This window comes from Pseudomonas sp. GL_139_B, assembly GCF_057834475.1.
This window is the reverse complement of record NZ_CM174403.1, coordinates 3602492-3622457: the sequence shown is the minus strand read 5'-3', so window position 1 is coordinate 3622457 and position 19966 is coordinate 3602492. Positions and strand designations below refer to the sequence as shown.

The 19966-nt window shown below is 59.3% G+C and carries 16 protein-coding genes and 1 tRNA gene; 10 read left to right on the top strand and 7 right to left on the bottom strand.

What is annotated here, in order from left to right; translation table 11 throughout:
• Nucleotides 1–33: 33 nt before the first annotated feature.
• Both AC3ISI_RS16445 and AC3ISI_RS16440 read right to left on the bottom strand, forming a co-directional pair.
• Complete coding sequence (locus AC3ISI_RS16445; protein ID WP_489332876.1) at nucleotides 34–1470, bottom strand: DUF1254 domain-containing protein; 1437 nt, start codon at nucleotides 1468–1470, stop codon at nucleotides 34–36.
• A 174-nt stretch (nucleotides 1471–1644) separates the two neighbouring features.
• A complete protein-coding gene (locus AC3ISI_RS16440; RefSeq protein ID WP_489332875.1) occupies nucleotides 1645–2511 on the bottom strand; it encodes a LysR family transcriptional regulator in 867 nt (288 codons plus the stop codon).
• Nucleotides 2512–2645: 134 nt separating this feature from the next.
• On the opposite strand from AC3ISI_RS16440, the gene AC3ISI_RS16435 reads away from it, so the two are divergent.
• The 5 genes from AC3ISI_RS16435 (at nucleotide 2646) to AC3ISI_RS16415 (ending at nucleotide 7137) form a co-directional block, all read left to right on the top strand.
• The gene (locus AC3ISI_RS16435) at nucleotides 2646–3710 is read left to right on the top strand and encodes an agmatine deiminase family protein (protein WP_489332874.1); all 1065 of its coding nucleotides are present in this window, start codon (nucleotides 2646–2648) and stop codon (nucleotides 3708–3710) included.
• 4 nt (nucleotides 3711–3714) lie between these two features.
• Entirely contained in the window at nucleotides 3715–4623 is a 909-nt protein-coding gene (gene aguB, locus AC3ISI_RS16430) for an N-carbamoylputrescine amidase (RefSeq protein ID WP_489332873.1), read from the top strand.
• Nucleotide 4624: 1 nt separating this feature from the next.
• Nucleotides 4625–5734 (top strand): extracellular solute-binding protein, encoded by a 1110-nt coding sequence (locus tag AC3ISI_RS16425; RefSeq protein WP_489332872.1) that lies wholly within the window; start codon nucleotides 4625–4627, stop codon nucleotides 5732–5734.
• A 70-nt stretch (nucleotides 5735–5804) separates the two neighbouring features.
• Nucleotides 5805–6929, top strand: a complete 1125-nt coding sequence (locus tag AC3ISI_RS16420) for an agmatine deiminase family protein (protein WP_489332871.1) — start codon at nucleotides 5805–5807, stop codon at nucleotides 6927–6929.
• Nucleotides 6930–7062: 133 nt separating this feature from the next.
• Nucleotides 7063–7137 (top strand) — tRNA-Gln (locus tag AC3ISI_RS16415).
• Nucleotides 7138–7223: 86 nt separating this feature from the next.
• Here the strand turns inward: AC3ISI_RS16415 and lipA are convergent.
• The 5 genes from lipA to AC3ISI_RS16390 all read right to left on the bottom strand — a co-directional run bounded on the left by lipA (nucleotide 7224) and on the right by AC3ISI_RS16390 (nucleotide 12951).
• The gene (gene lipA / locus AC3ISI_RS16410; protein WP_489332870.1) at nucleotides 7224–8204 is read right to left on the bottom strand and encodes a lipoyl synthase; all 981 of its coding nucleotides are present in this window, start codon (nucleotides 8202–8204) and stop codon (nucleotides 7224–7226) included.
• A 158-nt stretch (nucleotides 8205–8362) separates the two neighbouring features.
• Nucleotides 8363–9619 carry a serine hydroxymethyltransferase gene (gene glyA / locus AC3ISI_RS16405; RefSeq protein WP_489332869.1) on the bottom strand — a complete coding sequence of 419 codons (1257 nt, stop codon included), beginning with the start codon at nucleotides 9617–9619 and terminating at the stop codon, nucleotides 8363–8365.
• A gap of 42 nt (nucleotides 9620–9661) precedes the next feature.
• On the bottom strand, nucleotides 9662–10045 hold the full coding sequence (gene gcvH / locus AC3ISI_RS16400) for a glycine cleavage system protein GcvH (protein ID WP_489332868.1): 384 nt from the start codon (nucleotides 10043–10045) through the stop codon (nucleotides 9662–9664).
• A 403-nt stretch (nucleotides 10046–10448) separates the two neighbouring features.
• Entirely contained in the window at nucleotides 10449–11957 is a 1509-nt protein-coding gene (locus tag AC3ISI_RS16395) for a sigma-54-dependent transcriptional regulator (RefSeq protein WP_489332867.1), read from the bottom strand.
• Between the two features lie 79 nt (nucleotides 11958–12036).
• Complete coding sequence (locus tag AC3ISI_RS16390; RefSeq protein ID WP_489332866.1) at nucleotides 12037–12951, bottom strand: LysR family transcriptional regulator; 915 nt, start codon at nucleotides 12949–12951, stop codon at nucleotides 12037–12039.
• A 151-nt stretch (nucleotides 12952–13102) separates the two neighbouring features.
• Here AC3ISI_RS16390 and speB point away from each other — a divergent pair, with 151 nt between their 5' ends.
• From speB to AC3ISI_RS16365, 5 genes are all read left to right on the top strand, one after another.
• On the top strand, nucleotides 13103–14107 hold the full coding sequence (gene speB / locus AC3ISI_RS16385) for an agmatinase (RefSeq protein ID WP_223517340.1): 1005 nt from the start codon (nucleotides 13103–13105) through the stop codon (nucleotides 14105–14107).
• Nucleotides 14108–14134: 27 nt separating this feature from the next.
• On the top strand, nucleotides 14135–15643 hold the full coding sequence (locus tag AC3ISI_RS16380) for an aldehyde dehydrogenase family protein (RefSeq protein WP_489332865.1): 1509 nt from the start codon (nucleotides 14135–14137) through the stop codon (nucleotides 15641–15643).
• Nucleotides 15644–15817: 174 nt separating this feature from the next.
• Nucleotides 15818–17386 (top strand): purine-cytosine permease family protein, encoded by a 1569-nt coding sequence (locus AC3ISI_RS16375; RefSeq protein WP_489332864.1) that lies wholly within the window; start codon nucleotides 15818–15820, stop codon nucleotides 17384–17386.
• A gap of 2 nt (nucleotides 17387–17388) precedes the next feature.
• Complete coding sequence (betA, locus tag AC3ISI_RS16370; RefSeq protein WP_489332863.1) at nucleotides 17389–19077, top strand: choline dehydrogenase; 1689 nt, start codon at nucleotides 17389–17391, stop codon at nucleotides 19075–19077.
• 231 nt (nucleotides 19078–19308) lie between these two features.
• Nucleotides 19309–19962, top strand: coding sequence for a peroxiredoxin (locus AC3ISI_RS16365; protein ID WP_059182676.1), 654 nt, complete (start codon nucleotides 19309–19311; stop codon nucleotides 19960–19962).
• Nucleotides 19963–19966: the final 4 nt, after the last annotated feature.

The window sequence follows — 19966 nt, the reverse complement described above, 5'->3', positions numbered from 1 at the left end:
TGGCAACGCAACCGCACGGCTGAAATCAGCTATTTACTGCGCCTGCACGATGCCTGGTGGTGACCAGGTGCCGGCACCCGCTGGAAGTATGGATGGCGCGTACGTCTTCGGCCAATAGAGGCGCATGACGATGTAGATGGCGCCGTCGGGGGCCGGCAACCAGTTCGCTTCATTCTCTTTGCAGGGAGGCTCCTTCTGGATATAGACGGTAAGCGAGCCATCCGGATTTTTGTTCATGTCGGGCAACATCGGCGAATTGATGAGGTAGCGGTTGATCGGGTTTTTGATCAAGAGCTGACTGTTGCCGTCGTACATCGTGACTGACCAGAAAGCATTTACGGGCGGGAGTTGTCCGGCTGCAAACGTGAGTGTGTAATTGTGTTGACTGCCGTCGAGTAAATGACCTTTCGCATCGTTGTGAGCGAGGGGATACATGGCTTCAACCGCATCATTGCCGTAAATGCCAGCCTTTGCAGCGGCGGCGCGCTTTAACCAATTACCGTTGTAAAAGGCTTTGTCTCCAAAGAGCGAATCGACTGTCCACCCATTGATTCCTTTCATTCCTGTCGCCAGATACGTTGATACTTTCTCGTCACCGTCCTTCATGGCCTGCGAAATGGCGGCTTTGTGTTCCGTAGGAAGGTCTTTGAACGCGATGGTCTTTTCTGGCCCGATACCAATGCTGGCGAGCCTGGTGCGCAGCGCTTTATCCGCTGGAGTTTCTGGTACGAATTGAAGTGCGGCGTCCAGATACTCGTAGAAGTTGTCTTTGATGCCCGCGGTCGTGGCCGGGAGGAAATCAGTGTCAAGTGCGGCGGCCGGGGCAGGTTGATTCAGGAATGCCGAGAGTGGCTGCGCCTTGAACCCTGCCTGAACCTTTACTACGTTCGGCATATCTGCTGCGTTGAATAGTTGGGTACGGAAAAGGGTGAGCGCGAACGGGGTGGTCGAGTGAAAGACGTTTTTGATCCCGGCAGGTATCAGACCTTTCCAGTCAGGGCCAGCGACCAAATAGTCGCCGGGCTCCGTTCCAGTGGAGCGACTGCCCAGGTAACCGAAGTTATACGTGTTGCCATCAATGAACTGCACCGAGTAATAACGTTTCTTGTCGACGGCGGGCACGGAAATGACCATGGGTTGCGCACGCAGATCCAGCCAGACCATGGAGTACGGCGTGTCACTGTTGGGCGTGACGATGGCGGTGTCCTGCCAGGTAAAGACGCGCGACTCATTGAATATCTGATTGAACGGAGCTTTATATTGTCCGGAGTTCTTGTTCAGTACGAACTCGTTCATGACGGCATAGTTCATCACAAGGGGCAGGCCGTAGATGTAGGCTTCTTCCGCTATGGCTTTGGTCTCGGTAATGCTCGGGACAGCAGTGCCAGCCTTTCCTGCACAGCCGGCCAGTAGAACTACTGAAATGACACTGTACAACGCACCCACGAACAGCATGCGTGCTCGTTTCATGTGTCTTTCTCCTTAAAGAATGCGATGACCGTCGGCTTACGTTCGACTGCGGATCAAATCGCCTTTTGAGTGTCCCGATTGGCATAGAGAGAGTAGGTCAGATTGATAGCTCAGGAAGGAATACAGGATCATTTCAGAGGCGCGCGCTCAGGTCTGCGTACAGACATTAAATGCTTACATCATCGAGCTCGCCGCCTCTAGATGACTCACCAACCACTCACAAAAACTCCGCGCATTGTTCTCACTGTCACGATGGGTCAGTAACGCCCAGTTCGGTCCGCGAATGGTGTGTTCCACCAAGGGTTGCAATAACCCGTTGGTCAACGCCTGCCGACTCAGTAACTGGCTGGCCAGCGCAATACCGAGCCCCGCGCAGGCAGCGTCCAGCAGCAGGCCGGGATCGGAGAAGTTCAGCCCCTGATCTTTCTGGCCAACGTCGATACCGGCTTCTACCGCCCAATGACTCCAGTCCATTTCCCGCTCGCCGTGCAGGGTGGTGCGCTGTTCGCTCGGCAGCGCTAACTGACTTGGGTGACCCGCCGGAAAGAGGCGGTCGGCGTGCAGCACTTTGAAGCTGCATTCGGCCTGTGAACTGATGTCGTCGCGCACCGCAATGTCGATCGTCTGGATGGTCATGTCCGGGACTTCATCGGTGCTGTAAATCCACAAATCCACCTCTGGATGTTGGCGGCGAAAATCCCCCAGGCGAGGCAACAGCCAGTGTCGGGCGAACGCTGGCGTGGTGTTGAGTACCAGTTGATTGGGTTTCTGGTATTGCCCGAGACGGCGAATGCCGACTGCCAATTGTTGCAGCAGCGCCTGGGTGGTGCTGAGCAGATCTTGGCCGGCGTCGGTCAGGCTGACGCTGCGGCCGCTGCGAAAGAACAGCGGTTGTTCCAGGTAAGCCTCAAGGCTGCGGATCTGCTGACTGATGGCCGACTGGGTGAGGTGTAACTCGTCAGCGGCTTTGTGAAAACTGCCCAAACGCGCGGCGGCTTCAAAGCCGCGAAGGGTGTTGAGTGGAGGCCAGTGTTTGAGCATTGATAAGTTTTCCTAATCACTTTTGCGCAAAATCCATCGTTTGTTCGCCCGTTTCAGCCGCCGTAGCATGCATGCAAAGACCGCCAACGCAGTTTTCATTGAACACAATGGCTTAACTAAAAGGGCTTTTTATCATGCAGCAGGTCACGCAGCAGCAGGAAATTCAAAACAGGGGTTGGTGGATGCCGGCCGAATGGGTTCGCCATGCCGCGACCTGGATGGTGTGGCCGCACAACCAGGCACTCTGGGAGTCGGGTTGGGGCGTCACGCTGCCGCTGGTGCAAGAGGATTTCGCCCGTGTGGCCAACGCCATTGCCCGTTTCGAACCGGTAAAAATGGTCGTCGACCCTTCTGCTATCGCCAGTGCCAAAGCCTTGTGCGGGTCCAACATCGAGCTGATCCCGTTGGCGGTGAACGACAGTTGGTGCCGCGACTCCGGCCCAAGCTTCGTCTGCCACCCGCAACTCGGCATGGCCGGCGTGAGCTGGCGCTTCAACGCGTGGGGAGGCAAGTCGGCGCATGACCTGGACGAAAGCCTGGCGCGCCGTGCGCTCAATCATCTGGGCTTGCCGTGCTTTGGCACACCGCTGAGCAACGAAGGCGGCGCGATCCATGTCGACGGCGAGGGCACGTTGATCACCACCGAATCGGTGCTGCTCAACCCCAATCGCAATCCGGGCATGAGCAAGTCCGAGATGGAGGAGATCTTCACGCGGTTGCTGGGGGTAAAGAAGACAATCTGGTTGCCGGGGGATCCGGACTACGTGACCGGTGACATGACCGATGGCCATGTCGATGGCGTGTGTGCGTTTGCGCGTCCGGGTGTGTTGTTGGTCGACGCCACCCGCGACCAAGGCTCGGTGTATGCCGAAGTGGTGCGCGAGAACCGTCGTGCCATGGAACTGGCCACCGACGCCCGCGGGCGTAAATTCGAGATGATCGAGTTGTACGAAGCCACGGATGCCGTCGACACCGACGCCGAAGTGTTCTGCGCTTCCTACACCAATTTTTACATCGCCAACGGCGCGATTATCATGCCGGCCTACGGCATCGATGCCGACAACGTCGCGGCCGATGTGCTGCGCCACGCATTCCCCGGACGTGAAGTGGTGCCGGTGCGGATCAATCATCTGGCCCATGGCGGCGGCGGGGTGCATTGCATCACCCAGCAGCAGCCGGCGTGGCCGGTGGAGGGTTGATCGAATGACGCATCTGACGATTGCCACCACGCAAATGCCCTGCACCTGGGACTTGAAAAACAACCTCGATCTGGCCGAGCAAATGGTGCGAGACGCGGCGGCCGAGGGCGCCCAGGTCATCCTGCTGCAAGAGCTGTTTGCCACGCCGTACTTTTGCATCGAGCAAAGCCACAAACATTTGGCGCTGGCTGAAGAATATCGCGACAGCCATGTGCTCAAGCGCTTCGCCGCGCTGGCCAGGGAGTTGGGCGTTGTGTTGCCACTGAGCTGGTTCGAAAAGGCCGGCAACGCGTATTTCAACTCCTTGAGCGTGGCCGATGCCGATGGGCGTCTGTTGGGCGTGTATCGCAAGACGCACATCCCCAACGCCATCGGCTACCAGGAGAAGGAATATTTCAGCCCCGGCGACACCGGATTTCGAGTCTGGGGCACCGCGTTCGGGCGCATCGGTGTGGGGATCTGCTGGGATCAGTGGTTCCCCGAAACCGCTCGCTGCCTGGCGTTGATGGGCGCCGAAGTCTTGCTGTTTCCCACGGCCATCGGCTCTGAACCGGGCTGCGCCGCGCTGGATTCTCGGGACCATTGGCAAATGACCATGCGCGGCCATGCAGCGGCCAATATTCTGCCGGTGGTGGCCGCCAATCGCGTCGGCCGCGAGGTGGCAACTACCGATCCAGAACTGCAAATGAGCTTCTACGGTTCGTCTTTTATCTGTAACCACAAAGGCAAGTTGCTGGCCGAAGCCGACCGCGACAGCACCGGCGTGTTGGTCCACACCCTGGACCTCGCTGCCATGCGCGAAGAGCGTTTGAGCTGGGGCATCTATCGCGATCGCCGTCCAGACATGTACGGAGCGCTGTTGAGTCAGGACGGTCGCCACCTCAATGCTCGCTGGAACACTCAAGGGGTTTGACATGCACATTGCCAATAAACGTTTGCTCGGCGCCCTGGGCCTGGGCCTGGCCCTGTGCTGTGCGATACCGTCGCTGCACGCCGAAGAGAAAACCCTGCGACTGTACAACTGGGCCGATTATTTTGCCGAGAACACGCTCAGCCAGTTCACCGCAGAAACCGGGATCAAAGTGATCTACGACGTGATGGACGGCAGTGAAACTCTGGAAGCCAAGATGCTCGCCGGCGGCAGCGGTTACGACTTGATCTTCCCCGGTGACACTGTGGCTGAGCGCTTGATGCGTGCCGGCAGCCTGCAAGCGCTGGACCAGTCAAAACTCACTGCGATGGATGACGTCGAACCGGGTTTGCAGAAGTTGCGTTCGCACTATGAGCATTCGAGCAAGGCCACCGTTCCCTACACCTGGGGCACCATCGGCCTGACCTACAATGCCGAGCAGATCAAACAGCGCATGCCGGACGCGCCGGTCAACAGCCTGGACATGCTGTTCAAGCCGGAACTGGCCGCGCGTTTTGCCGATTGCGGTATCTCGATGATCGATTCGCCGGACGAAGTGTTGGCGGTGGTGCTCAACTACCTGGGCAAGGATCCACGCAGCGCCAAGCCCGCGGATCTCGCCGCCGCCAGTGACCTGCTGATGAAACTGCGGCCGTACATTCGCAAGTTCCAGTCGCAACCGGTGACTGATCTGGTCAACGGCAACCTGTGCCTGTCGCTCGGCTACAGCGGCGACATGACCCAAGCACAGCGGACGTCGGACACTGCTGGCAAGAAAACCACGTTCCAGTACCGGGTTCCCCGTGAGGGCACCACGGTGTGGATGGACACCATGGCGATTCCCGTCGACGCCAAACACCCGGAGTACGCTTATGCGTTCATCAACTTCGTCATGCGCCCGGAGAACATGGCCGCCATCAGCAACTTCACCGGCTACCCTACATCCAACGCCAAGGCGCGGCTGAGCGTCGATGCTGCCATGCGCAATAACCCGGACATTTACCTCGACGACGCCACGTATGCACGGCTAATTCCGGGCAAGGACATTGCGCAATCCGATATGCGCGCGCGGATGCGCACCTGGACCAAGTTCAAGACCGCTACCGCCAAATGACATCTGGCCGGCGATCAGCCGCCGGCCTTCACCAGGTCTGCAATAACGACACCTATTCAAGGATTCACGCATGTCCACGCGTCGCCAGTTCATCAAACACGCATCAGTAATCGCAGGTATAGGTGCCGCCGCGTCCATGGGGTTCAGCCTCTCGCCCCTGTTGGCACACGCTGCCACCGGGGGGCAATGGTTCATGCCGGACGAAGGCGACAAACATCAACGGGCGTTCATCGCCTTTGGCGCCCAAGAGGCGATCTGGGAGGATTTCACCGCCGATGTGCAAGAAGCCCTTGGCCTGATCGCGCGCACCATCGCCGACTACGAGCCAGTGACCGTGTTCTGCCGCGACAGCGAGCGGGAGCTGGCCGAAGAGTACTGCGGATCGGTTGGCGTGACCTACGTCACCACACCGCTCGACGATATCTGGATGCGTGACATCGGCGCCAATTTCGTCATCGACGGGGACGGCGGATTGGGCGCCGTCGACTTCAACTTCAACGGCTGGGGCAACAAACAACGGCATGCCAAGGACGCGAAACTGGCCGCGCTGGTCGCCAAAAACACCAAGGCCAGCTACTTGAACAGTGAGCTGGTGGGCGAGGGCGGTGGTATCGAAGTGGATGGTCACGGCACCGGGATCATGACCGAAAGCAGCTGGATCAACAGCAATCGCAACCCGGACTGGAGCAAGGCAGACGTCGAGCAAGAACTGAAGGAACGCCTGGGTTTGCGCAAAATCATTTGGTTGCCGGGCATCAAAGGCAAGGACATCACCGACGCCCATGTCGATTTTTATGCGCGTTTCGTCAAGCCGGGCGTGGTGATCGCCAACCTCGACAACGACCCCGCGTCCTACGACCGCAAAGTCACGCTGGCCCATCTGGAGATCCTGAAAAACGCCACGGACGCTGATGGCCGCAAGCTGCAAGTGCATACCGTGTCGCCGCCGCTGAACCCGCGCAAGAGCAAGTTCAAAAAAAACAATCCGGATTTTGCCGCCGGTTACATCAACTACTTCGTGATCAACGGAGCGGTCATTGCGCCCGAGTTCGGCGACAAAGCGGCCGATACCAAGGCCTTCGACCTGCTGTCCGAACTCTACCCGGACCGTGAGGTGGTGCAGCTCAATATCGATGCCATCTCGGCCGGTGGCGGCGGCATCCACTGCGTGACCAGTCATCAGCCACGGGTTTAATCCGGAGTCGTGGCCGTTGTATCTAAGCTTGATTAATGTTAAGTGGCTGTTTTAGAACAAAAATATGTTCCATGGGGGCTTCCCATGCGGCGGGAATGTTGATAAATTTCCGCCCGTTCGTAGCAATTGCTACAGGGGCGTCGCCAAGCGGTAAGGCAGCAGGTTTTGATCCTGCCATGCGTTGGTTCAAATCCAGCCGCCCCTGCCATATTCTGTATAAAAAAACGCCAGCACCTAACCGGTCTGGCGTTTTTTTATGCCCGTTACTTTCTCTCCAGGCGCCGCGCCTTAGCGTTATACCGATTTCGCCCCCTGAACTTGTTGGTCCGCATGGTAAGACGAGCGCACCAGTGGGCCGGACGCGACGTTCTTGAATCCCATGCGCAGGCCTTCCTCGGCAAACCAGGCAAACACGTCCGGGTGCACAAAACGCTGGACCGGCAAATGGCTGCGCGACGGTTGCAGGTACTGGCCGAGCGTGAGCATGTCAACGTCGTGCTCACGCATTCGCTGCATGACCTCGATCACTTCCTCGTCGGTTTCGCCAAGGCCCAGCATCAGGCCGGATTTGGTCGGTACGGACGGGACCAGCAGCTTGAACTTCTGCAACAGGTCCAGTGACCACTCAAAATCCGAACCTGGCCGCGCCGCTTTATACAGGCGCGGTACGGTTTCCAGATTGTGGTTGAACACATCCGGAGGTTCAGTTGCGGTGATCGCCAGCGCAACGTCCATGCGCCCCCGGTAATCCGGAACCAGGGTTTCCAGTTGCACGCCCGGCGAGAGCTTGCGAATTTCACGCAGGCAATCGACAAAGTGTTGGGCGCCGCCGTCGCGCAGATCGTCACGGTCGACCGAGGTGATCACCACGTATTTCAGGCGCAGGTCGGCGATGGCGACTGCGAGGTTCATCGGCTCATCGCTGTCCAGCGGTTTGGGCCGACCATGGCCGACATCGCAGAACGGGCAACGACGGGTGCAGATGTCTCCCATGATCATGAAGGTCGCGGTGCCACCGGAAAAACACTCGCCGAGGTTCGGGCACGAGGCTTCTTCGCAGACACTGTGCAGCTTGTGTTTGCGCAATAGCTGCTTGATCCGGTCGACCTCGGGAGAGATCGGCATGCGCACCCGGATCCAGTCGGGTTTGCGTGGGAACTCATCGGTCGGAATGATCTTGACCGGAATCCGCGCGACCTTTTCCGCACCGCGCAGTTTGACGCCGACTTGCATTTTGGCCGGGGTAGTAGCGGATGATTCCACAGGTAGGCTCATGAGTATTTTCTTTTTTTCGAGGGGCAGAGGCGGCTTCGACACATCGTCCTATGTGGGAGCGAGCCTGCTCGCGATCGCGGTGGATCATTCAACATCTATGTCGACTGACACTCCGCCATCGCGAGCAGGCTCACTCACAGGGTTTGTGCGGTGCCTGTTCAGTCGCGGTAGACCGGGAAGTCGCTGCACATTGCGGCCGCTTGCTTGGCGATTTGTGCCTCGACGTCGGCATCACCGAGGTGATCGAGCAGGTCGCAGATCCAGCCTGCAAGCTCGATGCTCTGCGCTTCCTTGAAACCACGGCTGGTGATCGCTGGCGTGCCGATGCGCAGACCCGAGGTCACGAACGGCGATTGTGGGTCATTGGGTACGGCGTTCTTGTTCACCGTGATCCCCGCGCGACCGAGGGCGGCGTCGGCGTCTTTGCCGGTCAGGCCCTGACGAATCAGGCTGACCAGGAACAGGTGGTTGTCAGTGCCGCCGGACACCACGTCGAACCCACGGTCGATAAACACCTTGGCCATCGCCTGGGCATTGCGGATCACTTGCGCCTGATAGGTTTTGAAGCCTGGCTCCAACGCTTCCTTGAAGCACACCGCTTTGGCGGCGATCACATGCATCAACGGGCCGCCCTGACCACCGGGGAATACCGCCGCGTTGAATTTTTTCTCCAGCTCCGGATTGGCTTTGGCCAGGATCAAGCCGCCACGTGGACCGCGCAGGGTTTTGTGGGTGGTCGTGGTGACGACGTCGGCGAATGGAATCGGGTTCGGGTACAAACCGGTCGCCACCAGCCCCGCAACGTGGGCCATGTCGACGAACAGGTAAGCGCCCACCTTGTCGGCAATCTCACGGAAACGTGGGAAATCCAGGGTCTTCGAGTAAGCGGAGAACCCGGCGATGATCATCTTCGGTTGGTGCTCGACGGCCAGGCGTTCGACCTCATCGTAATCGATCAGGCCAGTGGCGGTGTCGATGCCATACTGCACGGCGTTGTAGAGCTTACCGGAAAAACTGACCTTGGCACCGTGGGTCAAGTGACCGCCATGGGCCAGGCTCATGCCCAGCACGGTGTCGCCGGCTTGCAGCAGTGCAAGAAACACCGCAGCGTTGGCCTGGCTGCCAGAGTGCGGCTGGACGTTGGCGTAATCGGCGCCGAACAATTGTTTGGCGCGATCAATCGCCAGTTGCTCGACCACGTCAACGTGTTCGCAACCGCCGTAATAGCGCTTGCCCGGATAGCCTTCGGCGTATTTGTTGGTCAGGCCGCTGCCTTGCGCTTCCATCACCCGTTGGCTGGTGTAGTTCTCCGAGGCAATCAGTTCTATGTGGTGCTCTTGCCGTGCGTCTTCGGCGTTCATCGCTGCCAGCAGTTCGTCGTCGTAGCCTTTGATCTGGTCGTTTTTGCTGAACATGGTGGTGTCCTGTGTTGAGGGGCGGGAAGGTGTGACAGGTCATCAAGCGTCGGCAGATTCCTGGGTCAAACGCGCGTAGGCGTGTTGATCCAGCAGGTGGTTAATGGCCTCGGTATCGGCCGGTTTGAAGCGAAAGAACCAGCCTTCGCCCAAGGGATCTTCGTTGACCAGTTCGGGGGCGGTTTCCAGCGTCGCGTTGACCTCGACCACTTCACCGTCCAGCGGCATGCCAATGTTGCTGGCCGCTTTCACTGACTCCAGCACCGCCGCTTCATCACCGGCGCCGAACGTCCCCAACTCGGGCACTTGCACAAACACCACATCGCCCAACGCCTGCTGGGCATACGGCGTGATGCCAACGGTGACCAGGCCATCCTGCTCAAGCCGTAGCCATTCGTGATCGACGGTAAAACGCAATTCGCTCATAACAGCTCCTCATTGTTCAGACCCATCCGCTGCTGGTGGCGGATGACGTTTACAGGCTCGTGCGGGGCAACGAGCGTGGTTGGAACTGTGATAGCAAGGGCAGTGCCAATGTTATTTATTCGTTTTAATTCAATGACTTGGCGTATTTTTGTGAAAGGTGAAGCGTGTTGCCTGTATTGAAATCAATACGGGAAAGAGGAGGGCGCGGAGCGGGGCAGGAAAACACGGACTCGTGGCAGGCTGTCTTTAAATCGATACGCCGTATCGATTTGCAAACACTCACCTCAACAACAACCCCCTAGGAGCTGGCTTGCCAGCGAATGCGGTGTGTCAGTCGCTAAAACATTGCCTGATTCGACGCTTTCGCTGGCAAGCCAGCTCCTACACGGGATTTGTGTTGTTTTCAGGATTTGGTGGGAATGCCGTACTTGCGCAGGCGAATGGCGATCGCGCTGTGCGATGTTTGCAGGCGCGCGGCGAGCAAGCGGCTGGACGGGTAGCTGCGATAGAGCTGCTCCAGCAGATTCTTTTCAAACCCTTCGACGGCTTCCTCGAGGCTGCCGACTTCACCGTCGTTCTGGCGTTCCACCGCCGTCCTGGCGATGTCCAGATCATCGATGTCCACCAGCGGGTTTTCGCAAATCGCCGCCGCGCGGAAAATCACGTTTTGCAGTTGGCGCACATTGCCCGGCCAGCGGTTGCCGAGCAGGGCGGCGAAGGTGCTCGGCGCCAAACGGCACACCGGGCGCTGGATCTGCGCGCAGGCCTGTTGCATGAAGTGATTGGCCATCAACAGGATGTCGTGGCCGCGTTCGCGCAGCGGCGGTACTTGCAGGTTGAGTACGTTGAGGCGGTAAAACAGGTCTTCGCGAAAGTGGCCTTCGCTGACCATTTTTTCCAAGTCACGGTGGGTCGCGCTCAACACCCGAACGTTGACCTTGACCTCGCGATCACCACCGACTCGGCGGAAGCAGCCGTCGCTCAAAAAGCGCAGTAACTTGGCTTGCAGGTAGGGCGACATCTCACCGACTTCGTCGAGGAACACCGTGCCCTGATCGGCCAGTTCCAGCAGGCCGAGTTTGCCGCCACGCTGGGCGCCGGTGAACGCGCCGGCGGCGTAGCCGAACAGTTCACTCTCGGCGAGGCTCTCCGGGAGCGCCGCGCAGTTCAGGGCGAGAAAGGGCGAATCATGCCGTGCACTGATCGCGTGGCAGGCGCGGGCCACCAGCTCTTTGCCGGTGCCGGTTTCGCCCTGGATCAATAGCGGCGCGTCGAGTGTGGCAACGCGTTGGGCACGGGCCTTGAGCGTGCGAATTGCTGGGGACTCACCCAGCAGCGCATCGAACCCTTCGGCATGGTCATGGTGCAGCGCCGACAGGCGTTCGCCGATGCGGTTTGGCTGATACAGGGTCAGCAAGGCGCCGGCGCCGGTGATCGGCATAGCGTCTAGCAGCAACGTCTGACCGCCCAGGCTGACCTCGTGCATTGGCAGGCGAAAACCGTGTTCGATCAACGTGTGTTGCAAGGAGGGATCATCAAACAATACCGTCAGCGATTCGCCGGCCGGCTCGCGACCACAGAGGGCGATCAACGCCGGGTTGGCCAGCAGCACAAAACCCCGATCATCCACGGCCAATACCGCGTCGGTGCTGGCGGCCAACAAGGCATCGAGCTGCAAGCTTCGGCGTTGCCCTGGCAGAATGTCGACCATCGTCACGGCTTGCACACCCTGGACGCCGAGAAAGGCCTCGCGCAACTCTTCCAGCACTTCTACGCCGAGCGTCGGCGCGTCAATGTAAACGTTCGGTGGCACCATCTCGACGGCGTCCAGATTGAACCGGCGTCCACCGAGCAGGGCCAGTACTTCCTGGGTGATGCCGACGCGGTCGATGAAAGTGACGTGGATGCGCATAACGGGCCTGCAAGGGTGGTGAGCGGGGTGGTTGCACCAATGAGTATGCCGGGCACTGATTGAGTGTGGCGAGCGGATATCAGCCGCTGGCGGTTTTACGCGCGCTGGCTGCCAGGTCCTCAAGGAAGGCCTGGAGGATCGGCGGCGGGGCCGTACCGCGACGGGTAATCACGTCAAACGGCGACACCAATTTCAGGCTGTTTGGCGCCAGTTGATGCATCTCCCCGGTCTTGATCCACTGCGCGGCGAAGTGCGTCGGCAGAAAACCCAGGTAGGCCCCGGAGATCAGCAAAATGGCCAGTGCCTCGATGTTGTCCACGGTCGCGGCGGCTTTGCTGACCCCCAAGTGCTCGAGGTCGTATTGCTGCATGTAGCCCCGCACGACAATGCGACTCGCGGCGATTTCTTCGAGCAGTTCATCACCTTCGGCCTTGCTGCCATACAGCGGATGTCGGCGCCCGCAATACAAGCCCAAGGCTTCTTGATACAGCGGTGTGTGCAGCAGGCCCGGCACATGGATCGGGAAGTGCCCGATGGCCAGGTGCAGTCGGCCGTCGAGCACCCGTTCTTCCAGTTCGGCGGGGGTGCCCACGTACACGTTGAGGTGCACGTCATGCCCCCTGGAAACGAAGCGTTGAGTGGTGCGCGGCAGGGGTGAGTCAGGGTCGGTGATGGTGGTGTCGATGATCCCCAGGTTGAGCTTGCCGCTGATGTGCTGTTTGAGCACATCGGCGTCCATGCAGAAATTTTCGACCGCCGAGAGCAGGCGCTGCGTGGCTTCATGAATCGCCACGCCTTGCTCGGTCAAGCGAAAGCCGCTGCGACCGCGTTGGCAGAGTTTGACCCCGAGTCGGGTTTCCAGATGAGTCATCTGTTCGCTGATCGTCGACTGGCCGGCATTCAATGCCGCCTGCGCGGCGCTAAAGCCCCCGCACCTGACAATCGTGGCAAACACCCTGAGCAATTTCAGATCGACATCGTGTAGCTGAATCACCTTGGACCTCCCGCATGTTGATGCATCGGCAATGCCGATATGAGTATCTGATGTTTAGCATTTTTTCCACGAAAACCTGCGCCCATAGTCAATCCAACGGCGGTCGCCTTGCAGTCCGCTCAGCCGATAACAAAAAGTGGAGAGGCTTGAAATGTCCAATAACGGTTATGAATCCGGTCGCCTGAACCTGCCATTCGTAGGTCATTGCACCTTTGGCAAATCCCCGGTGTGCACCGATTGGGATGCACTGGATGCCGACGTCGCGGTACTCGGCGTGCCCAACGACATGGGTACCCAGTGGCGCTCCGGCGCACGCTTTGGGCCACGCGGGATTCGTGAGGCATCGACGCTGTTTTCCTTCGGCCACGCCGGCGCTTATGACCACGAAGACGACGTGATGTACCTGACCGCCGCCGACGTGCGCATGGTCGACGTCGGTGACGCCGACATCGTGCACACCGATATGGTCACCAGTAACGAAAACACCGAATACGCCGTGCGCAAGATCCTCGATGCCGGCGTCATGCCCGTGGTACTCGGCGGCGACCACTCGGTGCACGCGCCGGTGATCAAGGCCTTCGAGGGCCGTGGTCCGATTCACATTATCCACTTCGATGCGCACCTGGACTTCGTCGACGAACGCCACGGCGTGCGCTACGGCCATGGCAACCCGCTGCGTCGCGCTTCGGAAATGAACCACATTGTCGGCATGACCCAGATGGGCATTCGCAACGTCTCGTCCTCCAACCGCGATGACTACGAAGCCGCCCATGCCGCCGGTTCGAAAATCCTTTCGGTGCGTGATGTCCGCCGTCTCGGTGTCGAGGGTGTGCTGGCGCTGATCCCGCAGAACATCAACTACTACATCACTATAGACATCGACGGTTTCGACCCGTCCATCGCCCCGGGCACCGGCACCCCAAGCCACGGCGGTTTCCTCTACTACGAAGTGCTGGAAATTATCCAGGCCCTGGCCAAGCGAAGCAAAGGCAACATCGTCGGTATGGACCTGGTAGAGGTTGCACCGGTGTATGACCCGAGCGGCATGACCTCGATTCTGGCGGCGCAACTGCTGCTCAACAGCATTGGGTTCATCTTCCATGAGCGGGCTCAGGCACGGCAAGCCGTGAACGAGACCACCACGGCTACGGCGTGAACTGACCGCCGCACAGAGGGCATGAAAATGGACGCAATCGTTAAGCAGTACCTGCAAAAATTCGGTGTATCCGAAGCGACCCAGACCTTCCTCAGCAAGGTCCAGAAAATGTTCATCGGTGGCGCCTTTGTCGAGGCCAGCGACGGACAGACCTCCGACGTTATCGAGCCATCGACCGAGGGGCTGATCACGCGCATTCCGATGGGCACCACCGAGGACCTGGACCGCGCCGTGCAAGCTGCTCGCGCACAGTTCGACGGTGGCGCCTGGAGTCAGGCCAAACCAGCCGAACGCGAGCGGCTGATACAGCGTCTGGCCGACCTGATTGAACAGAACGCCGCCGAACTGGCGGAAATAGAATCGATCGACATGGGCAAGTCCGTATCGTTTGCCAAGGACGTCGATATCCAGGGCACGGTCGATACCTTGCGTTATTTCGCCGGTTGGGCGACCAAGCTGCACGGGCGCACCGTCGAACCTTCGCTGCCGGGCAATTACCTGGCCTATACACGCAAGGAAGCGGTGGGTGTGGTCGGCGCTATCGTGCCGTGGAACTTCCCGCTGCAAACCATGGCCTGGAAGCTCGGCGCTGCCTTGGCCACCGGTTGCACCGTGGTGGTCAAACCCGCTGAACTGACCTCACTGTCGGCCCTGCGTTTTGCCGAGTTGGTGAAGGACGCCGGGATCCCGGACGGTGTGATCAACATCGTCTCCGGGCGCGGGAGCGTGGTTGGCGCGGCCATGGCCACGCACCCAGGTATCGACAAATTGACCTTTACCGGCTCAACCCCGGTCGGCCGTACCGTCGGACGCGCGGCGCTGGACGAAATGAAGCGACTAACCCTGGAACTGGGAGGAAAATCACCGGTAATCGTGTTGGCCGATGCGGACATTCCAGCGGCGGCGCAAGCGGTCGCCAACGGCGTGTTTTTCAACTCGGGTCAGGTGTGCGATGCCGGCACACGCGCCTATGTTCATCGCAGTGTCTACGACGAATTCCTGCGCGAATTGATTGCCTATACCCGCACGTTGAAGATTGCACCGGGTCTGGATCCAGATTGCTTCATCGGCCCGTTGGTGTCGGCACTGCAAAAACAGCGGGTAACCGAGTACATCGAAACCGGCAAGCAGGAAGGCGCCGAACTGGTCTACGGCGGCCAGCCTGTCGATGGCCCCGGCTTCTTCGTCGAGCCGACCATCTTCGCCCATTGCCGCAACGACATGAGTATTGTCCAGGAAGAGATCTTTGGCCCGGTGCTGGTCACCGCACCGTTCGACGATGAGGAAGAGGCGCTGGCCCTGGCCAATGACTCGGTGTACGGCCTGGCCGCCGCGCTGTATTCCAATGACCTGGGCAAGGTGCACAGCCTGATTCCACGGTTGAAGGCCGGTTCGGTCTACGTCAACGCCCATGGCACCCTCGACCCGTCGATGCCGTTCGGTGGCTACAAACAGTCCGGGTTTGGCAAGGACCTGGGTGCCGAGCAGCTCGATTACTTGCTCGAAACCAAGGCCGTCTGGATCACGCTTCCCTGAGTCATGGCTGACTCAAACCCTGTGGGAGCGAGCCTGCTCGCGAAAGCGATGTGACATACAGCATGGATGTCGACTGACACGCCGCCATCGCGAGCAGGCTCACTCCCACAAGGGGGTCGTTCACCCAAAAGAACCAGTTATCTCGTCATGATCTTCCAAAAATAAGAGTACATCATGAATACTGACGCCAAAGCCGCACCCAGCGTGTCGCTCCTCGACGGCAAACCTGTCGTCGAAAGCCATTCGATCGACTTCATCCCGGAAAACGAGCGCACCGACAAACTGTCGAGTCAAGGCCCGTTCTGGTTCCTCGGCAATTTCACCTTCTTTACCATGACCATCGGCTTTGTTGGCCCAAGCGTCGGCTTGACCGCGCTCTGGACCACACTCGCCGGCACGCTGGGCATCATGTTCGGCACCCTGTTCATGGCGTTCCATGGTTCGCAAGGCCCGCACCTGGGCTTGCCGCAAATGATCCAGTCGCGGGCGCAGTTCGGCTATCGCGGTGTGATCCTTGTGTTGCTGGCAACGCTGTTTGTGTTTGCCGGTTTCAACATCGTCAACCTGGTGTTGATGATGCAGGGCCTGCACACACTATTCGGGTTCCACCCCTGGGTAATTGCAGTGGCGGTGACAATCCCGGCAGCAATCCTCGCCATCCTCGGTCACGATTGGATGCACCGCAGCTTCAAATGGGCGTTGTACCTGTCGATTCCGCTGTACGGCCTGGTGACGCTGGCGGTGATGATGGGCTGGGTGCCGGATGCGGCGATGCCAGTGTTGGCTGCCGGTGAAGTGGCTCCCGCGCCGTTGGGCTTCAACTGGACCGGTTTCATCGCGCAGTTCGCCGCGGCAGCCAGTTACAACATCGCCTACGCCCCGTACGTGTCCGACTATTCGCGTTACCTGCCGAAGAACACCTCCAGCGGCAAGCTGATTGCCGTGGTGTTTCTCGGTGCCTCGTTATCCGGCGCATGGATGATTTCGGTGGGTGGCTGGTTGGCCGATCACCTGCACTCCACGGATGTGCTGGTCGCCCTCGGGCAAGTCGGCAACACCGTTTCGCCACTGATGGGCACGGCGGTGGTGGTGATCACCATTCTGGCGTTCCTGCCGGTGATCGCGATGAACATCTACAGCGCGAAACTGACCACGCTGACCTGCGTCGACTCCATCAAGCACATCGAGCCGACCACCAAGGCGCGCATTCTGGCGATTGGATTCGTGATCCTGCTGCAACTGGGCGTGGCCCTGAGCATCCAGAGTTCGGGCAAAGGTTTGTCGGTGTTGGGGATCTACCTGGTGGTGATGTTGTACTTCCTGGTGCCTTGGACCTCGGTCAACCTGACTGACTACTTCTTCGTGCGCAAGGGTCGCTACGCCATCCCGCACTTCTTCATGCCCCACGGCAACATCTACGGCAGCTGGGGTCTGCGTGGCATCGCCGCGTACGCCATCGGTTTCGTGTCGATGATCCCGTTCTTCTACATCTACGACGGCGTTGAACAGCGCGAGGTTTATGTCGGCCCGCTCGCCAAAGCGTTGGGCAGCATCGACATTGCCTGGCTGGTCGGGCTGATCGTCTCCGGGCTGGTGTACTACTGGTTCAGCCGCTCGATTGACCTCAAGCGCGAAGAAACCGTCATCCAGCACATCGAAAAAACCTCTCCGCAATACACCACTGGCGACTCGCTGACCTTTCGCTCGACGCCTGTTTTCAACGAATCGAAGGCTGGGAGATAACCATGGCTACGCAAAAATACGACTACATCATCATTGGTGCCGGCTCGGCAGGTTGTGTGTTGGCCAACCGCTTGAGCGAAGACCCGGCCACCTCGGTTCTGGTACTGGAATTCGGTGGCAGTGACCGCAGTGTGGTGATCCAGATGCCAAGCGCGTTCTCGATCCCGATGAACACCAAGAAGTACAACTGGCGCTACGAAACCGAGCCAGAGCCATTCCTCAACGGGCGCCGCATTCACTGCCCGCGCGGCAAGGTGCTGGGCGGGTCGTCGTCGATCAATGGCCTGGTTTACATCCGTGGTCATGCCTATGACTTTGACGAGTGGGAATCCCTCGGAGCCCAAGGCTGGGGCTACCGCAATTGCCTGCCGTACTTCAAACGGGCAGAACACTATGAAGAGGGAGGTGACGGCTATCGCGGCGGCACCGGGCCGTTGCACACCACCAACGGCAACCACATGAAAAACCCGCTGTATGGGGCGTGGGTCGAAGCTGGTGCCGAAGCCGGTTACATCAAGACCGAAGACTGCAACGGCTACATGCAGGAAGGGTTCGGTGCCATGCACATGACGGTGAAAAACGGCGTGCGCTGCTCCACAGCCAACGCCTACCTGCGCCCGGCCATGGGCCGTCCGAACCTGACCGTGATCACCCACGCGATGACCCGGCAGATCATCCTTGAGGGCAAGCGCGCGGTCGGCGTCATGTATGACCACAACGGCGAGACCCATCAGGTTCATTGCAACCGCGAAGTGCTGATATCCTCAGGGCCGATCGGATCTCCGCATCTGTTGCAACGCTCCGGTATCGGCCCGGCTGAAGTCCTGCGCAAAGCCGGGATCAGTGTGCGTCATGACCTGCCGGGAGTAGGGGAGAACCTGCAGGATCACGCCGAGGTGTACATTCAGTTCGGCTGCAAGGAACCGGTGACCCTTAACAGCAAAATGGACCCGCTGAGCAAACTGATGATCGGTCTGCGCTGGCTGCTGTTCAAGGACGGACTGGGCGCCACTAACCATTTCGAGGCCGGTGGTTTCATTCGCTCGGACAAAGGGCTGCGGTGGCCGGACATCCAGTTCCACTTTCTGCCTGCCGCCATGCGTTACGACGGCAACAAGCCGATCAAGGGACACGGTTTCATGGTGCTCACCGGGCCGAACAAACCCAAGAGCCGTGGCTATGTGCGCGCCCGTTCGGATGATCCGTACGAGCATCCGCAGATCCAGTTCAACTACCTGCAACGCGAAGAGGATCGCGAAGGCTTCCGCCGCTGTATCCGCCTGACCCGGGAGATCATTGGCCAGAAAGCAATGGATCGCTTCCGTGACGGCGAAATCGCCCCGGGCGCACAGGTGACCAGCGATGAAGAGCTCGATGCCTTCGTGCGGGAAAACCTCGAAAGCACCTACCATCCTTGCGGTTCGTGCCGCATGGGCGAGGACGACATGGCGGTGGTGGATTCCGAGCTACGGGTGCATGGCATTGCCGGGTTGCGCGTGATCGACTCCTCGGTGTTTCCGACCGAACCCAACGGCAACCTCAACGCACCGACCATCATGCTCGCCGAGCGGGCCAGTGATCTGGTGCGCGGGCGCAACATGCTGCCGGCCTCCGATGCGCCTGTCGGTCTGGTACAGGATTGGGAAACCAGCCAGCGTTCGTCGCTGCCAGGACGCAACGTCCGGGTTTAGTGGCGTCGGGTTTTGCTCAGAAACAGTCAGATCGACGGCGTGTCGGTCTGGCTGTTTTGTCATTTTTTGAATTCAATGGCTTAAAGATTAGCGTCGGCGGTAACGCCCTTGTCTTGCCGCGTCTCCTATACTGATCCGCGTTGACAGTTTCAACACCGATCCTGAATGCCGTTGGAGAGGTACCCCGATTCTGACGGTTTTCCCTGAGACCCCATAATAAGGAGAACAAACATGGCAATCCGCATTGGCGACGAGGCACCGGACTTTACTGTCGAAAGCACCGAAGGCACGCTGCATTTCCACGAATGGATTGGCGACAAGTGGGCCATCCTGTTTTCGCATCCCAAGGATTTCACCCCGGTGTGCACCACCGAACTGGGCTATATGGCTGGGCTCAAGCCGGAGTTCGACAAGCGCAACACCAAAATTGTCGGTCTCAGCGTCGACCCGGTCAGCAATCATGCAAGCTGGGCCAAGGACATCGAAGAAACCCAGGGGCACGCGGTCAATTACCCCATGATCGGTGACGAAAACCTGGTGGTGGCGAAGCTCTACGACATGATCCACCCGAATGCCAGTGGCGGCACCCGCACCGCCGCCGACAACGCCACCGTACGTTCAGTGTTCATTATCGGCCCGGACAAAAAGGTCAAGGCCATGCTCATCTACCCGATGAGTGCCGGGCGCAACTTCGATGAAGTATTGCGTCTGCTGGACTCCCTGCAATTGAACGCCAAGCACACCGTCGCCACGCCGGTTAACTGGCGTCCGGGTGAAGACGTGATCATTCCCACGTCGGTGTCTGATGAAGACGCGCGGAAGAAGTACCCGGATGGCTTCAAAACCATCAAGCCTTACTTGCGTACCGTGGCGCAGCCGAAGTAATCCA

Bases quoted from the DNA above. Each gene is read 5' to 3' on its own strand.
- AC3ISI_RS16440 (WP_489332875.1), bottom strand. From the start codon at position 2,511: ATGCTCAAACACTGGCCTCCACTCAACACCCTTCGCGGCTTTGAAGCC.
- aguB (WP_489332873.1), top strand. From the start codon at position 3,715: ATGACGCATCTGACGATTGCCACCACGCAAATGCCCTGCACCTGGGAC.
- AC3ISI_RS16365 (WP_059182676.1), top strand. From the start codon at position 19,309: ATGGCAATCCGCATTGGCGACGAGGCACCGGACTTTACTGTCGAAAGC.
- glyA (WP_489332869.1), bottom strand. From the start codon at position 9,619: ATGTTCAGCAAAAACGACCAGATCAAAGGCTACGACGACGAACTGCTG.
- AC3ISI_RS16425 (WP_489332872.1), top strand. From the start codon at position 4,625: ATGCACATTGCCAATAAACGTTTGCTCGGCGCCCTGGGCCTGGGCCTG.
- betA (WP_489332863.1), top strand. From the start codon at position 17,389: ATGGCTACGCAAAAATACGACTACATCATCATTGGTGCCGGCTCGGCA.
- gcvH (WP_489332868.1), bottom strand. From the start codon at position 10,045: ATGAGCGAATTGCGTTTTACCGTCGATCACGAATGGCTACGGCTTGAG.
- AC3ISI_RS16375 (WP_489332864.1), top strand. From the start codon at position 15,818: ATGAATACTGACGCCAAAGCCGCACCCAGCGTGTCGCTCCTCGACGGC.
- lipA (WP_489332870.1), bottom strand. From the start codon at position 8,204: ATGAGCCTACCTGTGGAATCATCCGCTACTACCCCGGCCAAAATGCAA.
- speB (WP_223517340.1), top strand. From the start codon at position 13,103: ATGTCCAATAACGGTTATGAATCCGGTCGCCTGAACCTGCCATTCGTA.
- AC3ISI_RS16380 (WP_489332865.1), top strand. From the start codon at position 14,135: ATGGACGCAATCGTTAAGCAGTACCTGCAAAAATTCGGTGTATCCGAA.
- AC3ISI_RS16445 (WP_489332876.1), bottom strand. From the start codon at position 1,470: ATGAAACGAGCACGCATGCTGTTCGTGGGTGCGTTGTACAGTGTCATT.
- AC3ISI_RS16395 (WP_489332867.1), bottom strand. From the start codon at position 11,957: ATGCGCATCCACGTCACTTTCATCGACCGCGTCGGCATCACCCAGGAA.
- AC3ISI_RS16435 (WP_489332874.1), top strand. From the start codon at position 2,646: ATGCAGCAGGTCACGCAGCAGCAGGAAATTCAAAACAGGGGTTGGTGG.
- AC3ISI_RS16420 (WP_489332871.1), top strand. From the start codon at position 5,805: ATGTCCACGCGTCGCCAGTTCATCAAACACGCATCAGTAATCGCAGGT.